This is a genomic window from Sphingomonas sp. NY01 (assembly GCF_038809135.1).
Taxonomy (GTDB): domain Bacteria; phylum Pseudomonadota; class Alphaproteobacteria; order Sphingomonadales; family Sphingomonadaceae; genus Sphingomonas; species Sphingomonas carotinifaciens.
Map to the genome: position 1 here is coordinate 618804 of NZ_CP101722.1, position 22064 is coordinate 640867.

A 22064-nucleotide genomic window follows, 5' to 3' on the forward strand; every position below is an offset into this window, starting at 1 on the left:
ATCAGCCGCCGAAATCCACTTTGGGCGCGTTCTCGGCACCCGGCGTCGTTGCCTGATAGGGGACCATCGGCTTGGCTCCGTAGAACACACGCGCCCCGACTGCATCGGGGAAGGTGCGAATGCGGGTGTTATACTCCTGCACGGCCTTGTTGTAGTCGAGGATCGCGATGTTGATGCGGTTTTCGGTGCCTTCCAACTGGTCCATGAAGGTCGCGAAATTGTTCTGGCTCTTCAGTTCGGGATAAGCCTCGACATTGGCGAGCAGCCGCCCAAGCGAGCCGTTCAACTGACCCTGCGCCGCCTGGAACTGTGCCATCTTCGCCGGGTCGGTCAGCTCATCCCCCGTCACCTGCACCTGCGTCGCCCGTGCCCGCGCGGCGATCACGTCTGTCAATATCTGCCGCTCGGATGCGGCAGCACCCTTCACCGTCGCTTCCAGATTGGGGATGAGGCTTGCGCGGCGTTGATAGGCGGCCTGCACGTCGGCCCACTTGGCCTTGGCATTTTCTTCGGAGGTCGGCACGCTGTTGAGGCCACAACCGGCCAGCGACGCGGCGGCCATAACGGTGAGCGGGGCGCGAAACTTCATCGACGGGTCTCCTGAACCTGTATCGTTCCTATAGGACAGTCGGCAGGCTTGGCGAAAGCATTATCCAGGGTTAACCTTGCCCACGGCAATAGGGAGCAAGCGTCGATGGCGGGACTCTTCAAGGAATTCCAGACCTTTATCGCGCGCGGCAATGTGCTCGACCTGGCGGTCGGCGTTATCATCGGTGGTGCGTTTGGCGGTATCACCAAGTCGCTGACCGATGATGTCATCATGCCGGTTGTCGGCTGGATCTTCGGCGGTTTTGATTTTTCGAGCTACTTCTTTCGGCTCGGACCGATTCCGGCCAGCTATCGCGGTTCGCCGGACAGCTATGCCGCGCTGAAGGCGGCGGGAGTGCCGCTGCTGGGATATGGCGAGTTCATCACCGTCGTCATCAACTTCGTGATCCTGGCCTTCATCGTCTTCATGCTGGTACGCAGCGTCAACCGGCTGGTCGCGCTGGCCGAACATGAGAAAAAACAGGGAACGGCGCCGCCGGCGGCCGATCCTGCTGACGTGGTGCTCTTGCGCGAAATCCGCGACGAGTTGCGCAGCCGGTCGACGCCGCCCACCGCATCCGATCCCCGTTAGGCGGCGGCGAGGGATTTCGCGGTCGCGTCGGCCAGACTGGTCCCGTCCAGGATGCGTGCGGTTTCATCACGCACGCGTGCCATCGCATGCCGGATCGCGCAGTCTGCCTCCGATTTGCAATCGGTGCATGGGCGATATGCGGTGCGGCTGACGCATGGAACAAGCGCAAGCGGCCCCTCGATGATGCGAATGATGTCGCCAAGAGAGATCAGGTGCGCGGGGCGCGACAGGCGATATCCGCCCATCTTGCCGCGATGGCTGTCGAGCAGCCCCGCACCGCGCAGATCCGCCAGGATCAGCTCAAGGAACTTGCGCGGCACGTTCGCCTCCGCCGCGATCCGCGTCATGGAGGTGGGCGGGGAGCCCGGTTGGGCTTGCGCCAGGAACAGCATCGCACGCAGCGCGTAACGGGAACGCTGGGTCAACATGGTGCTTCCCATGAACCCAAATTGGGGCAAGCGAAAGGCATTTGCGCTCCGCTTCTCCGATCCCTATATCGCTCCCGTCGGGTTCACCCGACTATGGCGATAAACTGCGGCGTATAATAGACGCAGCGGACCCGGGGGCAGTACCCGGCGGCTCCACCATCGCAGCTGACGCAAGGAACTCGCCATGGCGAGTTTCGTGCGACCAGCGTCGCTGATGGGGCCGAACCAGGATCGACGTGTGTTGAAAAGCGCTGTTTTCGTTCGGAATGGGACCACCGTGACGGCCCATATATACAAGTGCCAACGATAACGAGGCTCTTGCGATTGCCGCGTAATTTGAACCTCACGGTTTAAATTACATCGGACAAAAGCGCGGTTGGGCTGCACCGGGCAACAGAAGCAGACACCGGCGGTACGGGGGGCACCGAGCAACAGAAGCTCCCCACTTCCTCATATCTCGTGTCGCGATACGTCCGTGGGCGTGGTGGCGTGCTGCATGGGTGCATGATAAGCCGCGACGCATGGCCGATATCGATAGTCCGTTCGAGATGATCGCTGCAATGGCGGCACGTGCGCGCCGCGCGTCAAGGGCGCTCGCCCATCAGCCGACGTCTGCCAAGGCCAATGGCCTTCGTGCAGCCGCCGAGGCCGTACGCGCGGATTTGGCTGGGATACTCTTGGCCAATTGCGAGGATATGGCACGGGCCGTGGCCAACGACCTGTCCGGCGCGATGCAGGACCGGTTGCGACTGGATGCCGGACGTGTTGAGGCTATTGCGGATGCCATTGAAGCGGTGGCGGCGTTGCCTGACCCGGTGGGTGAAGTGATCGACACGCGCACGCGCCCCAACGGGCTGGAACTCACACGTGTGCGCGTGCCGCTCGGCGTGCTGGGCATCATCTATGAAAGTCGGCCGAACGTGACGGCGGATGCCGCGGCGCTGGCGGTGATGTCCGGCAATGCCGCAATCCTGCGTGGCGGTTCCGAAGCGGCGCACAGCAACCGGGCGATCCATGCGGCTTTCACAAACGGCCTTACCGAAGCTGGCCTGCCGATGGATGTGGTGCAACTGGTGTCGACCACGGACCGGGCCGCGGTCGGCGCGATGCTCGCCGCGGAAGGCGCGATCGACCTGATTATTCCGCGGGGGGGGAAGAGCCTGGTGGCGCGGGTGAAGGCCGAGGCGCGGGTTCCGGTACTGGCGCATCTGGACGGCATCAACCATGTCTATGTCGATGGATCGGCAGACGAAAACATGGCCGGCCGGATCGTGCGCGATGCCAAGTTGCGGCGCACCGGAATCTGCGGCGCGATGGAAACGCTGCTGATCGACCGCAGTTACCGCGACGTGGCGGGGCTGGTACGGGTCCTTAGCGGGGGCGGGTGCGAGGTACGGGGCGACGGACGGATCCGCACGCTGGTGCCCGAGGTGGCCGCCGCCGCGCCCGAGGATTGGGACACTGAATATCTGGACGCGATCGCGTCGGTCGCGCTGGTCGACGGGCTGGACGGCGCGCTGGCGCATATCGGGGCGCATTCCTCCGGCCATACCGATGCGATCGTCGCCGACGATCAGGACGTGGCGGAGCGCTTCCTGGCGCAGGTCGACAGCGCGATCGTGCTGTGGAATGCGTCCACCCAGTTCGCGGATGGCGGCGAATTCGGATTGGGCGCGGAGATCGGCATCGCGACGGGGCGCCTGCACGCGCGTGGGCCGGTCGCGCTGGAGGGCCTGACGACATATAAATGGGTCGGCCGCGGGAGCGGGCAGATCCGCGGGTGAGCCGGCCACGCTATGTCGGCCTGCTCGGCGGATCGTTCAATCCGGCGCACAAGGGGCATCGCGGCATCAGCCTGAACGCGATCCGCGCGCTGAAGCTGGATGAAGTGTGGTGGATGGTCTCGCCCGGCAATCCGTTGAAAGAGGGCGCGACCGACATGGCGCCGCTGGCCGCACGCCTGGCATCGGCGCGCCGGATGGCACGCCGCGCCCCCATCCGCGCAAGCGCGATCGAAATCCGGCTGGGCACGCGCTACACCGTGGACACCATCCGCAAGCTGATCCGCCGATACCCCGACATCCGCTTCATCTGGCTGATGGGAAGCGACAATCTTGCCCAGTTTCACCGCTGGCGCGACTGGCGCACCATTGCCCGCGCAATCCCGATTGCGGTTGTCGCGCGTCCGGGATACACTACATCGGCCCAATCGGCACCCGCCATGGGCTGGTTCCGGCGCTTTGAACGGCGCCCGGACCAGGCGACGAACTGGATGACGTGGAGACGGCCGGCCCTTGTGCTGTTGCGCTTTCGCCCCGACCCCATTTCCGCCACGGGCGTACGTGCCCGCGATCCAGACTGGCATGTGCGTAAAGTTTAAGCATGCCGTCGTCCAACCCAGGAGCTAACTTGGCCACTTCCCCCCAATCGCCCAAGCCGTCCGACGCCGCAGAGGTCGAGGCGCTGCACCGCCTGATCCTCGCCTCGCTGGACGACGACCAGGCGGTGGAGACCGTTTCGATCCCGCTGGCGGGCAAGTCCTCGATCGCCGACTATATGGTGATCGCCAGCGGACGTTCGACCCGGCAGGTCGCATCGATGGCGACGAAACTGGCCGAGAAGATCAAGGCCGAATTCGGCCGGATCGTACGGATCGAGGGGCTGCAGACCGCCGACTGGGTGCTGCTCGATGCGAATGACGTGATCGTGCATCTGTTCAGGCCCGAGGTGCGGACCTTCTACAATCTGGAGCGGATGTGGGCGTTCGGCGATGCGCCGGCGGCCGCCCCGACGCCGGCACCCCAAGCCTGACGCTTCACCGCCCGTGTTGCTGCACATCGTCGCACGCGGGCGAATCGGACGTTCGCCCGAGGCGGAACTGGTCGACCGCTATCTGAAGCGGATCGCCTGGCCGACGCGCGTCACCGAACTGCCCGATACGGGCGGCCGCGTGCCGCCGCGCGAAGGGCAGAGTCGGCTGATCCTGCTGGACGAAAAGGGCGAGAATCTGCCCTCCATGGCCTTTGCCGAGCGGCTGGGTCGCTGGCGTGACGATGGGGTGCGCGAGGTGCGCTTCATGCTGGGCGCCGCGGACGGCTTCGACGATGCGGCGCGCGCCGAGGCCGACCTGTTGGTATCGTTCGGGCGCGCGACATGGCCGCACCTGATGGCGCGCGCGATGCTGGCCGAGCAACTGTTCCGCGCGACCAGCATCCTGGCCAATCATCCCTATCACCGCGAAGGCTGACATGCGGGTCGCGTTCGGTTTCTCGCTGGCGCTGATCCTGGCGGGGAGCGGTGCGGCGCGGGTGCCCGATGCAGCGGAGCAGGCGCGGCGGCTGGCGGCGGCGAAGCGGGCGGCGGTGGTGGCGCAGGACCGGGCGGTGCAGTTGATGGCCGATGCGGCGCGGGTGCGCGGCGTGGCCGAGCGGGCCGAGGTGCGCGAGCGGGCGATGGCGGCACGGGTCGAGGCGGCGGCGGCGGATGTACGCGCGGCCGAGGCGAGGGTCGCGTTGATCGACCGTCTGCGCGAGGCGCGCGAGGCCCGGCTGGCGGATGCACAGACGCCGGTCGCGCGCCTGTTGGCGGCGATGCAGGGGCTGGCGGCGCGGCCGATGGCGGCGACGCTGGTGCAACCGGGATCGGTCAGCGATCTGGTGCATGGCCGCGCGGTACTGGCCAGCACCCTGCCGGCGATCCGCACCCGGACCGAGGCCGTGCGGCGCGGCATCGCCGCGGCGCGGGCGATGCGTGCGCGTGCCGAGGTGGCGGCACAGGCACTGGTCGCCGGGCGGCGCAAGCTGGAGGGCGCGCGCCGCGAACTGGCCGACACCGCCGCCGGTCACCGCGCGCGGGCGGAGGCGATCGGCCAGACCGCGATTGGCGAAGCGGACCGCGCGCTGGCGATGGGCGAGGCGGCCCGCGACCTGGTCGACCGCATGGCGCAGGATGGCGCGGCCCAAACCACGGCGAGCGATCTTGCCGCGCTGCCCGTGCCCCAGGCGCGACCATTGGCGCCGGGGGTGACGGGATCGGTGCCGGAGCCCGGAACCTACCGATTGCCGGTGCGCGATGCGCGGCTGGTCAGCGGGTTCGGCGAGCTATCCTCCGCGGGGGTGCGGGCACGCGGACTGACCCTGGCCACGGAGCCGCGCGCGACGGTGATGGCGCCGGCGGACGGCGTGGTGCGCTATGCCCGGCGCTATCGCGGCTATGGCGATATCGTGATCCTGGATCATGGTGGGGGGTGGACGAGCCTGGTCACCGGAATGGGCGCGCTGGCGGTACGGCCGGGTATGCGCGTGACGGCGGGAACGCCGCTTGGCCGTGCGGGCGGGGACGAGACGCCGCGCATATCGGTGGAGTTGCGACGGCGGGGGCAACCGATGGATATTGCGGCGCTGGTGGGGTAAAATCCCTATCTCCCTTCCGGAGCGTATGCAGTGGGTGAGAAGGCCCTTCACCTTCAACAACCCCTTTTTCGGCAGCCACTATGTCGCCCGCCGAGTCTACGTCTGGGGATTCGTGTGCGGTGCGATTGGCAGAAGCGCCACATAAGATCCTGCCTATTGAATAGTGTCAGGATACAGGATCTTGCGCTCCAGCAAGTCTATGCGGTGGAAATGCGCTGCCAAAAGTCCGATAGCTTAATGGGTCAAGGTGGAACCATCGTTCCAGTAATGGATCAAGATCGGCGCGACATTTCCGTTACAAACCCGCAGAGAGGCGGGAAATTGGCTATCAAAGCGGTGGATTTGCGGATTGCTCTTGCATCATTTGGAAAGTAGATTTGAGGAAGCGAGCGGTATGACTGATGGCATTGTCGTAATATTGGCATGGACCCTTGTCCAAGCGCTGCGCGCTGTTCCAGGGGTTGTCTGGTCGATCCGCTGTCCACCGGACAGCGCTCGGTATTCGTATCCACGGGGCTTGGCACAGTGGCATTTCATCTCGTTGGGGCGGCGGAATACCAGATAAGGTAACGGCCGGAGAGCCTCCCACTGTTGTAATCACATCCGCCACATCCCGCCCCCGCCAGCCAGCCTCCATTCAGCCGCGCTATCGCTTTGATCGGCGGCGCGGTTGCCGCTAATGTGGCATATTCCTCCAAGGCTCAGGACCCTCGATGCCCCGTCCGTTGCTTACTGCCACTGCGATCGTCGGCACGCTTGCCATGGTGCCGCTCGCCACCGCTGCGATGGCCGCCGTCGACAGCGGTACCTATCGTGAGTTCGACCAGTTCCTGGAGGTGTATAACCGCGTCAAGGCCGACTATGTCGACAAGGTCGATGACAAGACGCTGATAAAGGGCGCGATCCAGGGGATGCTGGCGGCGCTCGACCCGCATTCCAGCTATGTCGATGCGCTGGATTTCGACAATCTGAAGATCCAGACCGAGGGCAATTACGGCGGACTGGGCCTGACCGTTTCGATGGAGGATGGCGCGGTCAAGGTGATCGCGCCGCAGGAGGATACGCCGGCGGGGCGGGCGGGCATCAAGTCCGGCGACTATATCACGCATATCGACGGCAAGCTGATCTATGGCCAGTCGCTGGACGAGGCGATCGGCGTGATGCGCGGCAAGCCGGGGACCAAGATCGCGCTGACGCTGGTGCGGCCGGGGCGCGACAGGCCGCTGGAGGTGACGCTGGTGCGCGAGGTGATCGTGCAGCGTCCGGTGAAGTGGGAAGTGCGCGGCGATGTCGGTTATATCAACATCAACACTTTCTCCGAGAACACCGGGGCGGATACGCGCGCGGCGATCATGGCGATCGACAAGTCGCTGGGCCATCGCCCGCTCGGCTACGTCGTCGATCTGCGCGACAACGGCGGCGGCCTGCTGACCCAGGCGATCGCGGTATCCGACGCGTTTCTGGAGCGTGGCGAGATCGTGTCGCAGCGCGGCCGCGAGAAGAGCGATATCGAGCGTTATTATGCCAAGGCCGGCGATGACGCTCATGGCCTGCCGGTGATCGTGCTGACCAATTCGGGCACGGCCTCCGCCTCCGAGATCGTGGCGGGCGCGCTTCAGGATCATCACCGCGCGATCGTGATGGGTGAGCGGACGTTCGGCAAGGGATCGGTGCAGACGCTGCTGCCGCTGGGGCCGGAAACGGCGCTGCGCCTGACCACGGCGCGCTACTACACGCCGTCCGGCCGGTCGGTGCAGGAGGGCGGGATCGAACCCGACCTGGCGGTGCCGCAGATTTCCGATCCCGATTACAAGTCACGCCCCGTCTTCCGGGAGGCCGACCTGCGCCGCCACCTGATCAACGAGGTGAAGGCCGACGACAAGATACTGGAAGAGGATACCAAGACCGATCCGCGCTTCGCCGCGACGCCCGACAGCCTGAAGAAGCAGGGGATCGAGGATTTCCAGCTTTATTATGCGCTCAAGACGATCGCGCGGCTGGGCGGGGCGACACAGGTCGCCGCGGCGACGAAGCCGCCGGTGAAGTGATGGTGCGGCGGGTGACGGCAGGCGAACGGCAGGCGAACCGGATCGCGTTCCTGCTACCGGCGGCACTGCTGGCGGGGGCATGGGCATCGCAACTGATCGGCGGGCTGTATCCGTGCGAGATGTGCCACTGGCAACGCTGGCCCCATTATGCGGCACTGGTGCCGGCCTTTGCGGCGTTCTTCGTGAAGCAGCGGAGCATCCGGGCGTCGCTGGTGATCCTGGCGGCGCTGCTGATCGCGGTGTCCGGTGCGATCGGGGTGGCGCATGCCGGGGTGGAATATGGCTGGTGGCAGGGCTTCACCGCCTGCACCTCCACCGTGCAGATGGGGGGCACGAGCGCGGCCGAACGGCTGGATGCGATCATGCGTGCGCCCGTCATCCGCTGCGACGTGGCGCAGTGGACGTTGGCCGGCATCTCGCTGGCCGGGTTCAACGCCCTCTTCTCGTTGGGGGGCGCGGCCACCATCTTGGTGCTGATGAGGAAGGCACGATGAGCGCTTTGGGATGGATGCCGGGCGACCGGCGCGAAACGACGCGGGCGATGATCCGGGTCGATCAGGCCGGCGAATATGGCGCCACGCGCATCTATGCGGGGCAGCTGGCGGTGCTGGGCGACCGGCACCCCTCGTCGCGGGCGATCCACCATATGGCGGAGCAGGAGGAGCGGCACCGCGCCTTTTTCGACCGGATGATCGTCGAACGGCGGGTGCGGCCGACGATACTCCAGCCCTTTTGGGATGTGGCCGGCTTCGCGCTGGGCGCGGTGACCGCGGCGATCGGGCCGAATGCGGCGATGGCGTGCACCGCCGCGGTCGAGACCGAGATCGACAAGCATTACCAGGCGCAGCTCGACCAGCTGGCGGACAGCGATCCGGAACTCTCCGAGGCGATCGCCGATTTCCAGGCCGAGGAGCTGGAACATCGCGACCATGCGCTGGCATCCGGCGCGGAGGAGACGTTCGGCTATCCGGTGTTGTATGGGTTCATCCGGTTGGGCTGCAAGGCGGCGATCGCCGCGGCGAAGCGGATCTGAGGGAGAGGGTGGTGATGACCAAGGCATGGCTGTTGGCGCTGGTGCTGGTCGCCGGACCCGCGGCGGCGACGCAGGCGGTGCAGGGCGTGGCGCTGCCCGGTGCGACCAAGCCGAAGCCGGTGACGGGGCCGGGCGAGGTGTCGCGCAACGCGCCGGTCAACGGCGTGCTGACGCTGTTCGGCAACGAGCGCTGCCCGACCGACAATAACGGCAACGAGATCGTGGTGTGCGTGCGGCGCAGTGCCGAGGAACAGTTCCGCGTGCCCAAGGAACTGCGCGAGCTGCAGATCACGCCCGAGAATGAAAGCTGGGCGGTGCGCGCCACCGGTACGACGAACGAGGGCGTCGGCACGAACAGCATCGGCAGTTGCTCCACGATCGGGGCGGGCGGACAGACCGGCTGTTTCAACCAGCGCGTTCGTGAAAATCGTGCGATGAACGCCGATCGGCGCCTGCAGGAGTCGCGTGTGCCCTGATGCGGGGGGGAATGCGGGCGGCGCTGTTCCTGCTGGTCTGGTTTTCCTGCGCCTGGTTCGGATCATGGGAGTTCAACCCCAACAACGCGACGCGCCTGTTCGCCGCCGTGGCGATGGTGGAGGATGGCAGCGCGCGGATCGATGCCTTTGCACCGATGACGATCGACAAGGCGGTGTTCGATGGGCACGCCTATCTGGACAAGGCGCCGGGCATGACGCTGATGGCGCTGCCCGCGGTGTGGATCGCCGATCGGGTGACGGGCGAGCGGGCGGCGGATCACACGCTGGCGGTTTATGATCCGGGGTTCGAGCGGTACATGCGGCTGCGCACCCGGATCGCGGCGGCGACCGGGCCCGCGTTGCTGACGGCAGTCGCCGCCGTCCTGTTGTTCGACATGGCGCTGATGGTGAACGGATCGGCGGCGGCGGCGCTGTTCGCCAGCCTGGGCTATGCGCTCGGCACGCCGGTCTGGGGCTGGTCCACGACGATCTTCGGCCATGCGGTGGTGGCGGCGCTGTTCGTGATCGCCGCCTGGGGCGGGATGCGCGGCGGTGTGCGCGGGCTGGCGGTGACGGGACTGGCGCTCGGATGGGCGGTGGTGGTCGAATATCAGGCGGTGCTGGCCGGCAGCGTGATCGCGCTGTGGGCGATCTGGCGGGCGCGGGGCGAGCCCCGGGCCGGGCGCCACGTCGCGGTGCTGATCGGGGCGGGGATGATCGCGCTGCTGCCGCTGCTCGCCTATAACCTGTTCGCGTTCGGCACCGTGTTTCGGGTAGGCTATTCGGGCGTGGTCGGGTTCGAGGGGATGCAGCAGGGGCTGTTCGGGCTGACCATGCCGCGGATGGACGTGCTGAAGGCGATCCTGTTCAGCGTGCGGCGGGGGCTGATCTGGGTGGCGCCGATCCTGGCGCTGGCGGTGCCGGGATTGTGCCTGCTGGTGGAGGGGCGCCGGACGCGCGACATCGGCATCATGGCGGCGGGCGTGGTGGTGATCGCGCTGCTGGTGAATGCCGCCTATGTCTATTGGGATGGCGGCAATTCGACGGGGCCGCGCCATGCCATGCCGCTGGCGGGGCTTGCCGCGCTGGGGCTGGCCCAATTCTGGGTAGCGTTGCGATCGACCTGGGCGCGGGTGATGGCCTGTGCGGTGCTGGCGCTGTCGATCGCGATCAACCTGGTGATCGCGTCGGCCGAGATCATGGCCTATGCCGCGGTGCCCAATGCGCTGAGGGACGCGGTATGGCGGGAACGGTTCGTGACGGGGCAATTGCGCACCATCCCCAATGAATGGTGGGGATGGTCGCCCTGGGAAGGGCTGGCGCTATGGGCCGTGGTGGCGGTGCCGCTGATCGCGGCACTCGGCTGGATCGTCAGGCGCGGGCGCGCTTGAGGCCGCGGATACGGTGCCAGACGTAAAAGGCAACAGCCGCGACGAGCACGACGCCGATGAGCAGATCGGCCTGGTGGAAGAAGGCCTTGACCCGCGGATCGCTGTTCCACTTCTCGCCCAGCTCGCGCCCGACATAGGCAAGCGCGAGGCAGAAGGGCCAGGAGCCGATAAAGGTGTAAAGGTGGAAGGGCACCAGCTTCATGCGCGCGACGCCGGCGGGAAAGGCGATAAAGGTGCGGATGACGGGCAGCAGGCGGCCGATCAACACCGCCGCCGAGCCCCAGCGCGCGAAGAAACGGTCGGCCGCGTCGAGTTCGCCGGGGCCGATCAGAAGATAGCGACCCCAGCGCTCCGCCAGCGGCCGGCCGCCGCGCTTGCCGATCTCATAGGCGACGATCGAGCCGAGATTGCAGCCGAGCGCGCCGGCGGTCGCCGCCAGATAGAGGTCGAACCGGCCGGTGGAGACGAGATAGCCGGCAAAGGGCATGATGATCTCGGACGGCAGCGGAATGCATGCGCTTTCGATCGCCATGAGCAGCATGATGCCCAGATAGCCACCCGACGAAATGACCCAGATCGCAAAGGATGCGAGGGCGCCCAAAATCTGCTCGACCATGGGGTGCGGACTTGCGCGATCGCGATGCGGGCGTCAATCGCCCGCGTGGCCGGCGGAACCCGATCGGGGGGCGGGCGGTTGGCCCGGGCATGACCGATCTGACGCTGAACGACGGCCGCACCATGCCGCAACTGGGCATGGGCACCTTCAAGATTCCCGATGCCCATGTCGCCGCCATCGTGCGGCGCGGGCTGGATATCGGATACCGGCTGGTCGATACCGCCGCGATCTACAACAACGAGCGCGGGGTGGGCGACGGCTACAAGGGCGCCGATGCGTTCCTGACCACCAAACTTTGGAACGATCGGCACCGCGATGCCGAAGCGGCACTGGACGAGAGCCTGGCGCTCCTGGGTGTCGAGGCGGTCGACCTCTACCTGATCCACTGGCCGGTGCCCGCGGCGGGCGATTATGTCGAGGCGTGGACGTCCCTGGTGGCCCTGCGCAAGGCGGGCAAGGCGAAGTCGATCGGGGTGTCCAACTTCCTGCCAGAGCATCTGGATGCGATCATCGATGCGACGGGCGTCGCGCCGGCGGTCAACCAGATCGAGCTGCACCCGAATTTCCAGCAGCGGGCCTTGCGCGACTATCATGCCGACAAGGGCATCGTGACGCAGAGCCGGAGCCCGCTGGGGCAGGGTGGCCCGTTGCTCAAGGATCCGGTGATCGCCGGGATCGCGGAGAAGCACGGGCGGTCGGCGGCGCAGGTGGTGATCGCCTGGCATCTGGCGCACGGGCTGTCGGTGATCCCCAAGGCGGCGGATGCGGAGCATCTGAGCGACAATTTCGCGAGCGGCGACCTGACGCTGGATACCGACGACATGGCCGCGATCGACGGGCTGGACCGGGAGGATGGGCGGATCGGGCCGGATCCCGCGACGTTCTGAGAGTCCGTATGGAAATGCGCTGGAGCATTTTCAGACCGCTCGGTTCCTGCTGAGCGAGGCTGTGCTTCGACTTCGCTCAGCACGAACGGATGGTGGTGAGAAAATGTGGTCGTGGTGACGGGGTGACACGCGGCACTCTAGAGTGGAAATCCGATCACCTTTCGGTCACCCTCACCCGTCCGCGGCTGCGCCGCTCCCTCCAACATCGGGTCGGTCATGCCCCCGGCATGACCTGAACAGCGCAGGGCACTGTTCACCCGATGCTCCCGGCGGGAGAGGGAAAAGACGCCAAAGGCGGCGAAGGGTGAGGGCGACCACCTCTGATCGAATTCGACCCTAGCCCGTCAGTGCGGCATGCGCCTGTTTCAGGTCCTCCACGAAGCGGGCATATTCCGCTTCTGCCGCGGCCGGGTCGGGGAGGCGTAGCAGGTAGCTGGGGTGGACGGTGATGAACGCCGTACCGCCGTCCGCCAGCGTCTGGGCGCGGCCGCGTTCACGGCTGATCGTCATCGTGCGGCCGAATAGCGAGCGTGCGGCGGTGGCACCGAGCGCGACCGTGACCTTGGGCTGGATCAGCATCTGTTCCTGTTCGATCCACCAGCGGCATGCGTCGATCTCGCCGGTGTTCGGCTTGGCATGGATGCGGCGCTTGCCACGGGGTTCGAACTTGAAGTGCTTGACCGCATTGGTGACATAGGCGCGGGTGCGGTCGACACCGGCCTGCGCCAGCGCCCGGTCGAACAACTGGCCGGCCGGGCCGACAAAGGGGCGGCCGGCCAGATCCTCCTGATCGCCGGGCTGTTCGCCGACGAACATCAGCGGCGCATCGACCGGCCCCTCGCCAAAGACGGTTTGCGTCGCCGGCTTGTAGAGGGGGCAGCGGGTGCAGCCGGCGGCTTCCTCGCGCAGCGCCTCCCACGCCATCTGGCTGTTGCCGCCCACCTCCTGCCGTGCGGTGTCGATCATGCGCGCCTCCCGTGCCTGTGCGCCGGCGATCAGTTGCGGGACCAGCGCGGTTTCCGGCATGTTCTTCCAGTATTTGCGCGGCATCTCCTTCAGCATCGCGCCGACCTTCATGCGGGCGGGATTGAAGATGCTGGCATAATAGGTCTTCCACACCTCCTCGGTCGGGTCGCCATCGGGGGCGTCAGCCTTGCTGGCGGCGGGGCCCTCGCTGAGCGTTTCGCCGTCCCAGTGCAGCGACACCTCCGGCGTCAGGATCGACCAGCGCATCGAGGCGAAGCGGTTGACGAAAAAGGCGGCGTTGGCGCGGACGATATGATGGTCGGGTTCGAACCAGGCGACGAAGCGCGGCGTGCCGTCCTCGTCCACCTCGCGGAAGCGGACGAATGCGCGCATCTTGTGAATGTCGCGCCGAACGTCCTTGGCGAGCGATTCCAGTCGGCGGACCAGCGGATCGGCCTGATCCTCCAGCAATTTGGGCTGGGTGCGCAGCCGGGTCAGCGCGGTGTAGAGCAGCGCCCAGCGCTCAGGATCGGAGGCCAGCGCGGCGCGGCGCGCAAGGTCCATGAACGGGCGGGGCACCGAGAAGCCGGCGCCCGGCGGCGGCGCGGCGTGCGCCACCGCCTCTCCCGCGAACAGGTCAGTGGGGGTGGTGCCGACCTGCCAGACGATGTCCTCTGGCGGTACGCCGTCAGCGGCCAAGCCGCGCGCGGCGTCACGCCAACCGTCGAAATCATCGGGCTGGGGGAGGGTGACGACGCGCATCGCTCAGCCGGCCGCCGTGACGATCATTCGCGCTCGTCGCCGCCCGGCGGGTTTGCCTTGGCTTCTTCCAGTTCCTTGGGCTTGCGGTCCTCATAGATCTGGCCAAGCTTCTGCTCGGTCGCGTCGTCGAGTTCCTTCTCCGCGGCGGGGAACATGTCTTCCTCCTCCTCGTCGATGTGATGCTCGTAGCGGTGACGCATGTGGTAGAATTTCGACTCCCATTCGTCGGAGGCGAAATCGAGGTCCATCAACTCGCCGAGCAGATCGTCCACCTCCTTGTGCTCGCTGACCGAATGGCGGGCATCGTCGCGCAGTTCGGGATCGCCGAGCATGGTGGCGTAGAGCGACTCCTCCTCGGCGGCGGCATGGCTCTGCACCTCCAGCCGGAAAGCCTCGAACAGCTTCTGGCGCTCGGACGAAGCGCCCTTCAGCTCGGCCAGTTGCTTGAGCATGTCGCGCTGCTTGTCATGGTCGCGCTTCAGGTCGGCATAGATTTGGGCGGTGGCCATCGGTCGTGTCTCCTCTGGCCGTTTCAACCGGCGACACGCGCGCTCGTTTCACCCGCGATTCATTCTCACACCAGAGCGTGTCAGGCGGCGAACAGTTCGAGTTGCTCCTTCTTCTTCTTCGGGACGACCAGCGTCTTCAGGTCGGCGCGGTCGGACAGGATGACCGGGCGCCAATCCTCGGTGACGATGAACGGACGCAGCTTGGCGACCGAGACGGTGAGGCGGGCGACATCGTCGAGGCGCAGGCGGCGCCAGCGGCGGCTGGCAAGGATGCCGTTCACCGCCTTCACCCCCAGGCCGGGCACGCGGAGCAGGAGTTCGCGCGGCGCGCGGTTGACGTCGACGGGAAAATGCTGCCGGAACTTCAGCGCCCAGGCCAGTTTCGGATCGATATCGAGCGGCAGCATGCCGGTGGCATCGTCGGCGGCGGCGACGACCTCGTGCGGCTGATATTCGTAGAAGCGCATCAGCCAGTCCGACTGGTAGAGGCGATGCTCGCGCATCAGCGGCGGGCGCTGAAGCGGGAGCACGGCGGACGCGTCGGGGATCGGGCTGAACGCGGAATAATAGACGCGGCGAAGCTGGAAACGGTCGTAGAGGGTCGAAGCGCGCGAGACGATGTCGCGATCGGTGGCCGCATCGGCGCCGACGATCATCTGCGTCGACTGGCCGGCGGGCGCGAAGCGGGGGGCGGACTTGTAGCGCTTGGCCGCGTCGCGCGTGTCGATGATCGAGGACTTCACATCGGCCATCGCACCCTCGATCCGGGCGCCGTCCTTCTCCGGGGCGAGCCGCTTCAGTCCACCGGCGGTGGGAAGCTCGACATTGATCGAGACGCGGTCGGCATAGAGGCCGGCGAGGCGGACGAGCTCCGGATCGGCGTCGGGGATCGTCTTCAGATGGATATAGCCGCGGAAATGATGATCCTCCCGCAAGGCGCGGGCGACCTCCACCATCTGCTCCATGGTATAGTTGGACGAGCGGATGATGCCCGAGGAGAGGAACAGCCCCTCGATATAATTGCGCTTGTAGAAGGCGATGGTCAGCTTCACGACCTCATCCGCGGTGAAGCGGGCGCGGCGGACGTTCGAAGACTTGCGGTTGATGCAGTAATGGCAGTCGAAGATGCAGCTGTTGGTCAGCAGGATCTTGAGCAAGCTGATACAGCGACCGTCGGGCGCATAGGCGTGGCAGATGCCCATGCCCTCGGTCGAGCCAAGCCCCTTGCCATCGCGGCTGTTCCGCTTGGCGGTGCCGGAGGACGCACAGGATGCGTCGTATTTCGCAGCGTCGGCAAGGATTTCGAGCTTCTGCCGGGTGTCGAGCTGCGCCATTCGTTCGATATATGTTCGGGGGGCGGCAGGGGCAAGGCGCGGCACGAGCCTGCCGGTGATTCGCGGGGCAAAAAGCGCGCGGGGATGGTGGAACGGCGTGGAAGTGGACACTACGTCCCCCGGTCCGTGTCCACTTACTATTGTTGCAATCGCAACAGGGCGGATCGGGGCGGGACCTGATGGCACCGGAGGCATGTCGGCGTCATAGCAGGTCGGGCGGGTGTAGGACAGTTCGGCACAGGCGATGCCGGCGGCGGTTCAGGCCCGGACGAGGCGATCGGCCAGATGCTGGTAGAAGGCGCAGGTGTCGGCGAGATCGGCGCCCGACAGATGGAGATGCTCGCCCACCGCATAGCGGCGCAGCGTGTTCGAGGCAGGGGCGGGCCAGCCGGCGGTCATCCAGCGGCCGCGGGGCAGATCGGGGCGGCGCACCCAGCCGTCATGATGGAACAGGCAGGTGCGCGATCGGCACAGGGCATTGAGACGCGCCTGGTCGGCCGCCATGTCCCACCGGGCATGGGCATGCCCGCCCAGCTTGTTCGCGGTGGTATGGTGGAGCGACAGCGGGCGTATCGGCTCGCCGCCGGCGATCTCGTCCATCAGGACATGGAGGAAGCGGTCCAGTTCGCGCAGGCAGTTGCCAAGATACAGCGCACGGACGCGGCCGCCATGCCCGGTCGGCCAGGGCGTGCCGAAGGCGGTGCCGGCGGCGATGGCGGCAAGGAACCGGGTACCGCGACGCATGGTATCGTAGGCGGGGCCGCTCACCGGCGACTGCGCCAGTAATGCCAGCGCAACAGACGAAAGATCAGGCCGCGCGACAGCCACGCGACCAGGACAATGCCGGCGAAAAGAAGAGGAAAGAACAGGACGAGCGGGATGGACGCCGGCCCCAGCGTCATTCGGCGGCGATCACCGCGGCGTGCTGAACCTTTGCCTCCCGATCGGCGCGCAGCTTTTCGGTGCGTTCGGCACGCGAGGCCATGACCTCCCACGAGGCGGCGGCGCGTTCGCATTGTTCGCGGACGTTGGTCAGCGTCGCCTCGCCCGCGGCGGTGCGCTGGATCGTGGCCTGCTGGCGGAAAAAGGCTGCATCGTTCGACATGGTGGCATCTCCGTTGCGGCAAGAGAAATGGCGACCCGGACGGGCCGCCATTCAAAGATCAGTCGATCGGCTGGAGATTGACTGCCGCCATCTTGCCGCGGCGATCCTGTTCCAGTTCGTAGCCGACGCGCTGATCCTGGTTCAGCGTGATCATGCCGGCGCGTTCCACCGCGGAGATATGGACGAAAGCGTCCGCGCCACCCGTGTCGGGTGCGATGAAGCCATAGCCCTTGTCCGCGTTGAAGAACTTGACGGTGCCGGTAATGCTCATAAATTTTCCTTCGTTCGAGGGCGTGCCGAAGACCGGTGCGCCCGGTGCCGTGGCTGCAGGGAAAGAAGGAGAATGGGCCGCAAAGCGCCGAAAACCGTCGATATGCGACTAAAGCAGGTCCAACATGGGGATGCGGGGGCAGGGATGCAAGGCCCCTGACTGCGGACCGCATCTTCCCCGCGCTCCTCGTCTGGCGGGCAGACGGATTATTCGGCCGCGATCAGGGTGCTGGCGGCCTGGAGGTCGACCGAGACCAGGCGGCTGACGCCGCGTTCGACCATGGTGACGCCGAACAGGCGGTGCATGCGGCTCATGGTGACGGCATTGTGGGTGACGATCAGGTAGCGCGTGTCGGTTTCGCGCGTCATCCGGTCGAGCAGGTCGCAGAAGCGTTCGATATTGGCGTCGTCGAGCGGCGCATCGACCTCGTCCAGCACGCAGATCGGCGCAGGGTTGGTGAGAAACAGCGCAAAGATCAGCGCGATCGCGGTCAGCGCCTGTTCGCCGCCGGACAGAAGCGTCAGCGACTGGAGCCGCTTGCCGGGGGGCTGCGCCATGATTTCCAGCCCGGCCTCCAGCGGGTCGTCCGAATCGACCATTTCGAGATGCGCCGATCCGCCGTCGAACAGGGTGGTGAAGAGGCGGCGGAAATGGGCGTCGACCGCGGCAAAGGCGGTGAGCAGCCGCTGGCGCCCCTCGCGGTTGAGGGTGCCGATCGAGCCGCGCAGCCGCTGCACCGCCTCGCCCAGCTCGTCGCGGTCGGCGATGGTGGCGCGGCCGGCTTGCTCCAGCTCAGCCAGTTCGGCCTCCGCGACCAGATTGACCGGGCCGAGCCGGTCGCGCTCGGCATTGCGCTTCTCATGCGCGGCGGCCTCGGCCTGCGGGGTATCGACGGTGGTGCTGTCGAATTCCAGCTTGGCGGGGAGGACGGGGGCGGGGCAGCCGAACCGCTCGCCGGAGACGCGGCCCATCTCGACGCGGCGGAGTTCGTGGGATTCGACGCGCGCCGCGGCGGTGGCGCGACCCTCGCGCGCGGTGGCGAGCGCTTCCTGCGCGCGGGTCGATGCCGCCTCGGCCTCGCGCACGGCCGTGTCGGCGGCGCGTTCGTCGGCCTGAAGGGCATCGGCGCGGATGCGGGCGGCGGCGTGGTCGCCGTCCAGCCGTTCGATCTCCACGGCCAGCGCGGCAGGGCGCTCGGCCAAGGCGGCGATGTCGCGGTCGAGATCGGCAGTGCGGGTAGCCATCGCCGCGATGCGCGCGGCCGCCTCGTCTGCACGGGTGCGCCAGCCCGATGCCTCGGCCAGTGCGGCGGTGCGGCGCTCGCGCGCGGCGGCGAGCGTGCGGTCGCGGGCGAGACGGTCGGTGCGCGCCGTGGCGACGGCGGCGCGGGCAGCCTGCGCCTCGACTTGCAGGCGCTCCACCTGGGTCGCGGCGACGCCATCGGGGAGGGCGGCCAACGCATCCTCCGCGGCGGACAGCGCAGTGGCGGCGTCGGCGACCTGGGCGTCGAGCTGTGCGACGCGGTCGGCGAGGTCGGTGCGCTGGGCGGCCAGTCGCTCAAGCTGGGCGGTGGCACGGTCCTCGGCACGCTGGGCGTCGCGGGTGTCGGTATCGGCGCGGGCGAGCAGCGTGCGGGCCGAGGCGGCGGCGGCGCGGGCGCGGGCGAGGCGCTCGTCGATCGCGGCGCGCTGGCGGGTAGCGGTGTCGACCGCAGCTTGCGCGAGGGGGCGTTCCGCCTCGATCGCCGCGAGACGGTTGCGGCGTTCGAGCCGCTCGGCCGCGGCGGCGCCGCCCCCCTCGGTAGCATAGCCGTCCCAGCGGCGGACGTGCCCCTCGCGGGTGACGAGGCGCTGACCACAGGCGAGCGTCTGGCCCGAGTCGACCTCGACCAGCCAGATCTGCGACAAGCGGCGGGTGAGCGCCTCGGGCGCCTCGACCCGCGCGGCGAGCGGCAGCGTGCCGACGGGGGGCAGGGGATCGTCGGGGTCGAGCGGCGAGCCGGTCCAGTCGGACAGGACGCTGTCGAGCTCGTCGCCCAGCGCAGCGGCAAGCGCGCGTTCGAAACCGGGTTCGGCACGAACCGCATCGAGCAGGCGGTCGTCGCCGCGCTGCGTGGCGCGGGTCAGTGCGGCGGCCTCCGCATCGAGCGCGGCAAGGGCGGCAAGCGCGGCGGCGCGAGCGGCCTCGGCGGGATCGCGCTCGGCGATCGCGTCGGCTTCGCTGGTTTCGGCCCATTGCAGCGCGGCGCGGGCGCGGGCGGCCTGTTCGACGGCGGCCTCTTGCGCGGCGAGCGCGGTGTCGCGGTCGGTTTCGAAGCGGGCGGCGTCGGCAAGGGCGGCGAGGTTGTGGGCAGCCTGGGCGGCGTCGCGGCGGGCGCGGTCGTGCGCCTGGGCGGCGGCGGCGCGGGCGGCGGTGGCGACGCGGCGCTCCGCGGATTCGGCGGCGTGGGCGGAGAGCGCCCGGGCGAGTGCGACCTCGACATCGCGGGCGTCGCGCTCGGCATCGGCCAGCGCGGCGTCGAGCAGGGGGAGGGCGGCGGTCGCCTCCGCGATCGTCGCGTCGAGCGAGGCGGCTTCGTCGGCGAGGCGGGAGAGTGCGGCGGCGGCGTCGCACGCCAGGGCGTTTTCGCGCGCATGGTCCTCGGCGATGCGGGCGCGGGCGGCGGTCATGTCGTCCAGGCGGCGCTGGAGGCCGTGGCGCTGGTCGCGGGCGCGGGTGAGGGCGTGGGCGGCCTCCGCGGCGCGGTCGCGGGCGGCAAGGGCGTCGGCGCGCAGGGTGGCGAGGCGGCGGGCGGCGCGGGTGACCGCGGCGGTGGCGGCGGCGGCCGTCGCGGTGGCGGTGGCGACAAGCAATTCGGCCTGTTCCGCCAGTGCCTTGGCCGCGTTGGCGGCATCGGCCGCGTCGCGCCAGCGGGCAAAGACCATGCGCGCCTCGGCAATGCGGATCTGGTCGGAGAGCAGGCGATAGCGCTCCGCCGTGCGGGCCTGGCGGCGAAGTGCCGCGAGGCGCTGGTCCTGATCGGCAATGACCTCGTCCAGCCGGGCGAGGTTCGCCTCGGTCGCGCGCAGCTTGGCCTCGGCATCGCGGCGGCGGACGTGGAGGCCGGCGATGCCGGCGGCTTCCTCCAGCATCGCGCGGCGCTCGGCCGGTCGTGCGGCGATGACGGCGCTGATCCGGTTCTGGCTGACCAGCGCCGGCGAATGCGCGCCGGTGGCGGCGTCGGCGAAGAGCAGCGCGACATCCTTGCCCCGCACGTCGCGCCCGTCGATCCGGTAGGCGGAGCCGGCGCCACGCTCGATCCGGCGGACGATCTCGGTTTCCTGCGGACCGGTGGCGGAGGGAATTTCGGCGAGGAGCGACACCTCGGCAAAGTCGCGCGGCGGGCGGCTGGTGGTGCCCGCGAAGATCACATCCTCCATGCCCGCGCCGCGCATCGATTTGGCGCTGGTCTCCCCCATCGTCCAGCGCAGCGCTTCGAGAAGGTTCGACTTGCCGCAGCCATTGGGCCCGACGACGCCGGTCAGGCCGGGTTCGATGCGCAGATCGGCCGGGTCGACGAAGCTCTTGAAGCCGGTGATGCGAAGGCGCTTGATCTGCACCGGGGAGGGGCCGTTCGTCGGGTGGGCGGGCCTCTTCGATTAATCGGTTTATGCGGTTTGTCGAGGGGCGGCGGTCAGGGCTCGTTCTTCACGTTGCGGCACAGCCCCTGCTGAACGGGCGACAGGGTGGTGGCGTCCCCCGCCTCGCAGCGTCGCTTGGCCTCCCTCTGCGGGATCAGGTCGATCGGCTCGACATCCGCATCCTTGCGCGCGATCGCGCGGGCCATGCTATCAATATAGGCGGCAACTGCGGCCGCTTTCCTGTCCTGCGCTGCGAGGGGGCGGGCGTCGGCGAGCAGCCGCTGTGCCTCGGAAAATCGGCCCATCTGGCGCAGCGCGTTGGCGGCGCGGATCGTCAGCCACAGGCGATCCTGCGCATCGGCAGACTTCGGCAGGCGACGCACGCCTGCGACGAACGCCTGCTGGTACCGATCCATCCGCGCACGATCGGCGGGTGTATCCGAGACGTCCCTCGATCCGGGGCTGACCTCCCATATCGCGCGCAACAGCAGCCAAAGCGTGCCGACGGCAGGGCGGTTGAGGCGGGTGGAGAGCCAGTAGGCGCGGTAATAGGGTGTCTCCGCTGTCACCATCCGCTTGTATTCGGGGGTTTCGATCAGCGTGGCGAGCGCCTTCACCTCGTCGGGCTTGAAGTCGTCGAAGACGATCAGCTTGTTCGACGGACATTCCGGCAGGGGGAAGGGAAAGGTCATGTAGCTGAACGGCTTGCCGTCCGGCCGGGAGCCATAGGTGCTGTACGATCCCGATCGCCACGCGGAGAATCGCTCGCCACCGACAGGGCAGGTCATCGGTGCGGGGCCGCCGTGAATCGGAGGCAGGGGTGGAGGATCCTGAGGCTGCGCCTGCGTCTGTTGGGTTACCGCAGACCATAACAGTATCGCCAGCATCATCGCGTCACGTCTCCCCTTGTGTGACTGTCGTGATCGCCCTTTATCATGCCAGCGCTGGCGAGGCTCCTGCGGACCTGTCCAACGCGCGCGCCATTCGTTTGCGCGCCGCTGTCCTCACCCCTCCCAAAGCTTTGCC

The 22064-nt window shown here is 67.7% G+C and carries 23 protein-coding genes and 1 other RNA gene; 13 read left to right on the plus strand and 11 right to left on the minus strand.

Going from position 1 to position 22064, the window contains the following annotated elements:
- Position 1 precedes the first annotated feature (1 nt).
- Positions 2-589, minus strand: a complete 588-nt coding sequence (locus NPJ82_RS03065; protein WP_342658323.1) for a LemA family protein — start codon at positions 587-589, stop codon at positions 2-4.
- Between the two features lie 105 nt (positions 590-694).
- Between NPJ82_RS03065 and mscL the strand changes: the two genes are divergently transcribed.
- Complete coding sequence (gene mscL, locus NPJ82_RS03070; RefSeq protein ID WP_342658949.1) at positions 695-1180, plus strand: large conductance mechanosensitive channel protein MscL; 486 nt, start codon at positions 695-697, stop codon at positions 1178-1180.
- On the opposite strand, the gene NPJ82_RS03075 is transcribed toward mscL, so the two are convergent.
- On the minus strand, positions 1177-1608 hold the full coding sequence (locus NPJ82_RS03075; protein WP_112382261.1) for an Rrf2 family transcriptional regulator: 432 nt from the start codon (positions 1606-1608) through the stop codon (positions 1177-1179). The two genes, mscL and NPJ82_RS03075, sit on opposite strands and share 4 nt — an antisense overlap.
- 37 nt (positions 1609-1645) lie before the next feature.
- Between NPJ82_RS03075 and ssrA the strand changes: the two genes are divergently transcribed.
- The 11 genes from ssrA to NPJ82_RS03130 all read left to right on the plus strand — a co-directional run bounded on the left by ssrA (position 1646) and on the right by NPJ82_RS03130 (position 10968).
- Positions 1646-2016: a transfer-messenger RNA gene (gene ssrA, locus NPJ82_RS03080) on the plus strand.
- A gap of 113 nt (positions 2017-2129) precedes the next feature.
- Positions 2130-3392 carry a glutamate-5-semialdehyde dehydrogenase gene (locus NPJ82_RS03085; RefSeq protein WP_342658324.1) on the plus strand — a complete coding sequence of 421 codons (1263 nt, stop codon included), beginning with the start codon at positions 2130-2132 and terminating at the stop codon, positions 3390-3392.
- The gene (locus NPJ82_RS03090) at positions 3356-3988 is read left to right on the plus strand and encodes a nicotinate-nucleotide adenylyltransferase (RefSeq protein ID WP_342658325.1); all 633 of its coding nucleotides are present in this window, start codon (positions 3356-3358) and stop codon (positions 3986-3988) included. The genes NPJ82_RS03085 and NPJ82_RS03090 overlap by 37 nt, the downstream gene beginning before the upstream one ends.
- A 2-nt stretch (positions 3989-3990) precedes the next feature.
- Positions 3991-4419, plus strand: a complete 429-nt coding sequence (rsfS, locus tag NPJ82_RS03095; protein ID WP_235904000.1) for a ribosome silencing factor — start codon at positions 3991-3993, stop codon at positions 4417-4419.
- Positions 4420-4432: 13 nt separating this feature from the next.
- A complete protein-coding gene (locus NPJ82_RS03100) occupies positions 4433-4855 on the plus strand; it encodes a 23S rRNA (pseudouridine(1915)-N(3))-methyltransferase RlmH (protein ID WP_112381967.1) in 423 nt (140 codons plus the stop codon).
- Position 4856: 1 nt separating this feature from the next.
- The gene (locus tag NPJ82_RS03105) at positions 4857-6020 is read left to right on the plus strand and encodes a peptidoglycan DD-metalloendopeptidase family protein (RefSeq protein ID WP_342658326.1); all 1164 of its coding nucleotides are present in this window, start codon (positions 4857-4859) and stop codon (positions 6018-6020) included.
- 713 nt (positions 6021-6733) lie between these two features.
- Positions 6734-8068, plus strand: coding sequence for a S41 family peptidase (locus NPJ82_RS03110; protein ID WP_342658327.1), 1335 nt, complete (start codon positions 6734-6736; stop codon positions 8066-8068).
- Positions 8068-8562 (plus strand): disulfide bond formation protein B, encoded by a 495-nt coding sequence (locus tag NPJ82_RS03115; protein ID WP_112381970.1) that lies wholly within the window; start codon positions 8068-8070, stop codon positions 8560-8562. The genes NPJ82_RS03110 and NPJ82_RS03115 overlap by 1 nt, the downstream gene beginning before the upstream one ends.
- Entirely contained in the window at positions 8559-9101 is a 543-nt protein-coding gene (locus NPJ82_RS03120; RefSeq protein ID WP_235903999.1) for a demethoxyubiquinone hydroxylase family protein, read from the plus strand. Before NPJ82_RS03115 ends, NPJ82_RS03120 begins: the two co-directional genes overlap by 4 nt.
- 14 nt (positions 9102-9115) lie before the next feature.
- The gene (locus NPJ82_RS03125) at positions 9116-9577 is read left to right on the plus strand and encodes a hypothetical protein (protein WP_342658328.1); all 462 of its coding nucleotides are present in this window, start codon (positions 9116-9118) and stop codon (positions 9575-9577) included.
- Entirely contained in the window at positions 9577-10968 is a 1392-nt protein-coding gene (locus NPJ82_RS03130) for a hypothetical protein (RefSeq protein WP_342658329.1), read from the plus strand. Before NPJ82_RS03125 ends, NPJ82_RS03130 begins: the two co-directional genes overlap by 1 nt.
- Here NPJ82_RS03130 and NPJ82_RS03135 read toward each other — a convergent pair.
- On the minus strand, positions 10949-11584 hold the full coding sequence (locus NPJ82_RS03135) for a DedA family protein (protein WP_112381973.1): 636 nt from the start codon (positions 11582-11584) through the stop codon (positions 10949-10951). The genes NPJ82_RS03130 and NPJ82_RS03135 overlap by 20 nt on opposite strands.
- A gap of 89 nt (positions 11585-11673) precedes the next feature.
- Between NPJ82_RS03135 and NPJ82_RS03140 the strand changes: the two genes are divergently transcribed.
- Complete coding sequence (locus NPJ82_RS03140) at positions 11674-12471, plus strand: aldo/keto reductase (RefSeq protein WP_342658330.1); 798 nt, start codon at positions 11674-11676, stop codon at positions 12469-12471.
- Between the two features lie 336 nt (positions 12472-12807).
- On the opposite strand, the gene NPJ82_RS03145 is transcribed toward NPJ82_RS03140, so the two are convergent.
- From NPJ82_RS03145 to NPJ82_RS03180, 8 genes are all read right to left on the minus strand, one after another.
- Positions 12808-14199 (minus strand): UdgX family uracil-DNA binding protein, encoded by a 1392-nt coding sequence (locus NPJ82_RS03145; RefSeq protein ID WP_112381975.1) that lies wholly within the window; start codon positions 14197-14199, stop codon positions 12808-12810.
- 23 nt (positions 14200-14222) lie between these two features.
- Positions 14223-14708: a hemerythrin domain-containing protein gene (locus NPJ82_RS03150; RefSeq protein WP_342658331.1), complete on the minus strand. Its 486-nt coding sequence runs from the start codon at positions 14706-14708 to the stop codon at positions 14223-14225.
- 80 nt (positions 14709-14788) lie between these two features.
- Positions 14789-16042: a putative DNA modification/repair radical SAM protein gene (locus NPJ82_RS03155; RefSeq protein ID WP_149682229.1), complete on the minus strand. Its 1254-nt coding sequence runs from the start codon at positions 16040-16042 to the stop codon at positions 14789-14791.
- A 258-nt stretch (positions 16043-16300) separates the two neighbouring features.
- Positions 16301-16786 carry a hypothetical protein gene (locus NPJ82_RS03160; RefSeq protein WP_342658332.1) on the minus strand — a complete coding sequence of 162 codons (486 nt, stop codon included), beginning with the start codon at positions 16784-16786 and terminating at the stop codon, positions 16301-16303.
- A 154-nt stretch (positions 16787-16940) separates the two neighbouring features.
- Entirely contained in the window at positions 16941-17147 is a 207-nt protein-coding gene (locus NPJ82_RS03165; RefSeq protein ID WP_149682227.1) for a hypothetical protein, read from the minus strand.
- A 58-nt stretch (positions 17148-17205) separates the two neighbouring features.
- The gene (locus tag NPJ82_RS03170; RefSeq protein WP_112381980.1) at positions 17206-17418 is read right to left on the minus strand and encodes a cold-shock protein; all 213 of its coding nucleotides are present in this window, start codon (positions 17416-17418) and stop codon (positions 17206-17208) included.
- Positions 17419-17624: 206 nt separating this feature from the next.
- Positions 17625-21017, minus strand: coding sequence for an AAA family ATPase (locus NPJ82_RS03175; protein ID WP_342658333.1), 3393 nt, complete (start codon positions 21015-21017; stop codon positions 17625-17627).
- A gap of 74 nt (positions 21018-21091) precedes the next feature.
- Positions 21092-21826: a hypothetical protein gene (locus NPJ82_RS03180; RefSeq protein WP_342658334.1), complete on the minus strand. Its 735-nt coding sequence runs from the start codon at positions 21824-21826 to the stop codon at positions 21092-21094.
- Between the last annotated feature and the right edge of the window lie 238 nt (positions 21827-22064).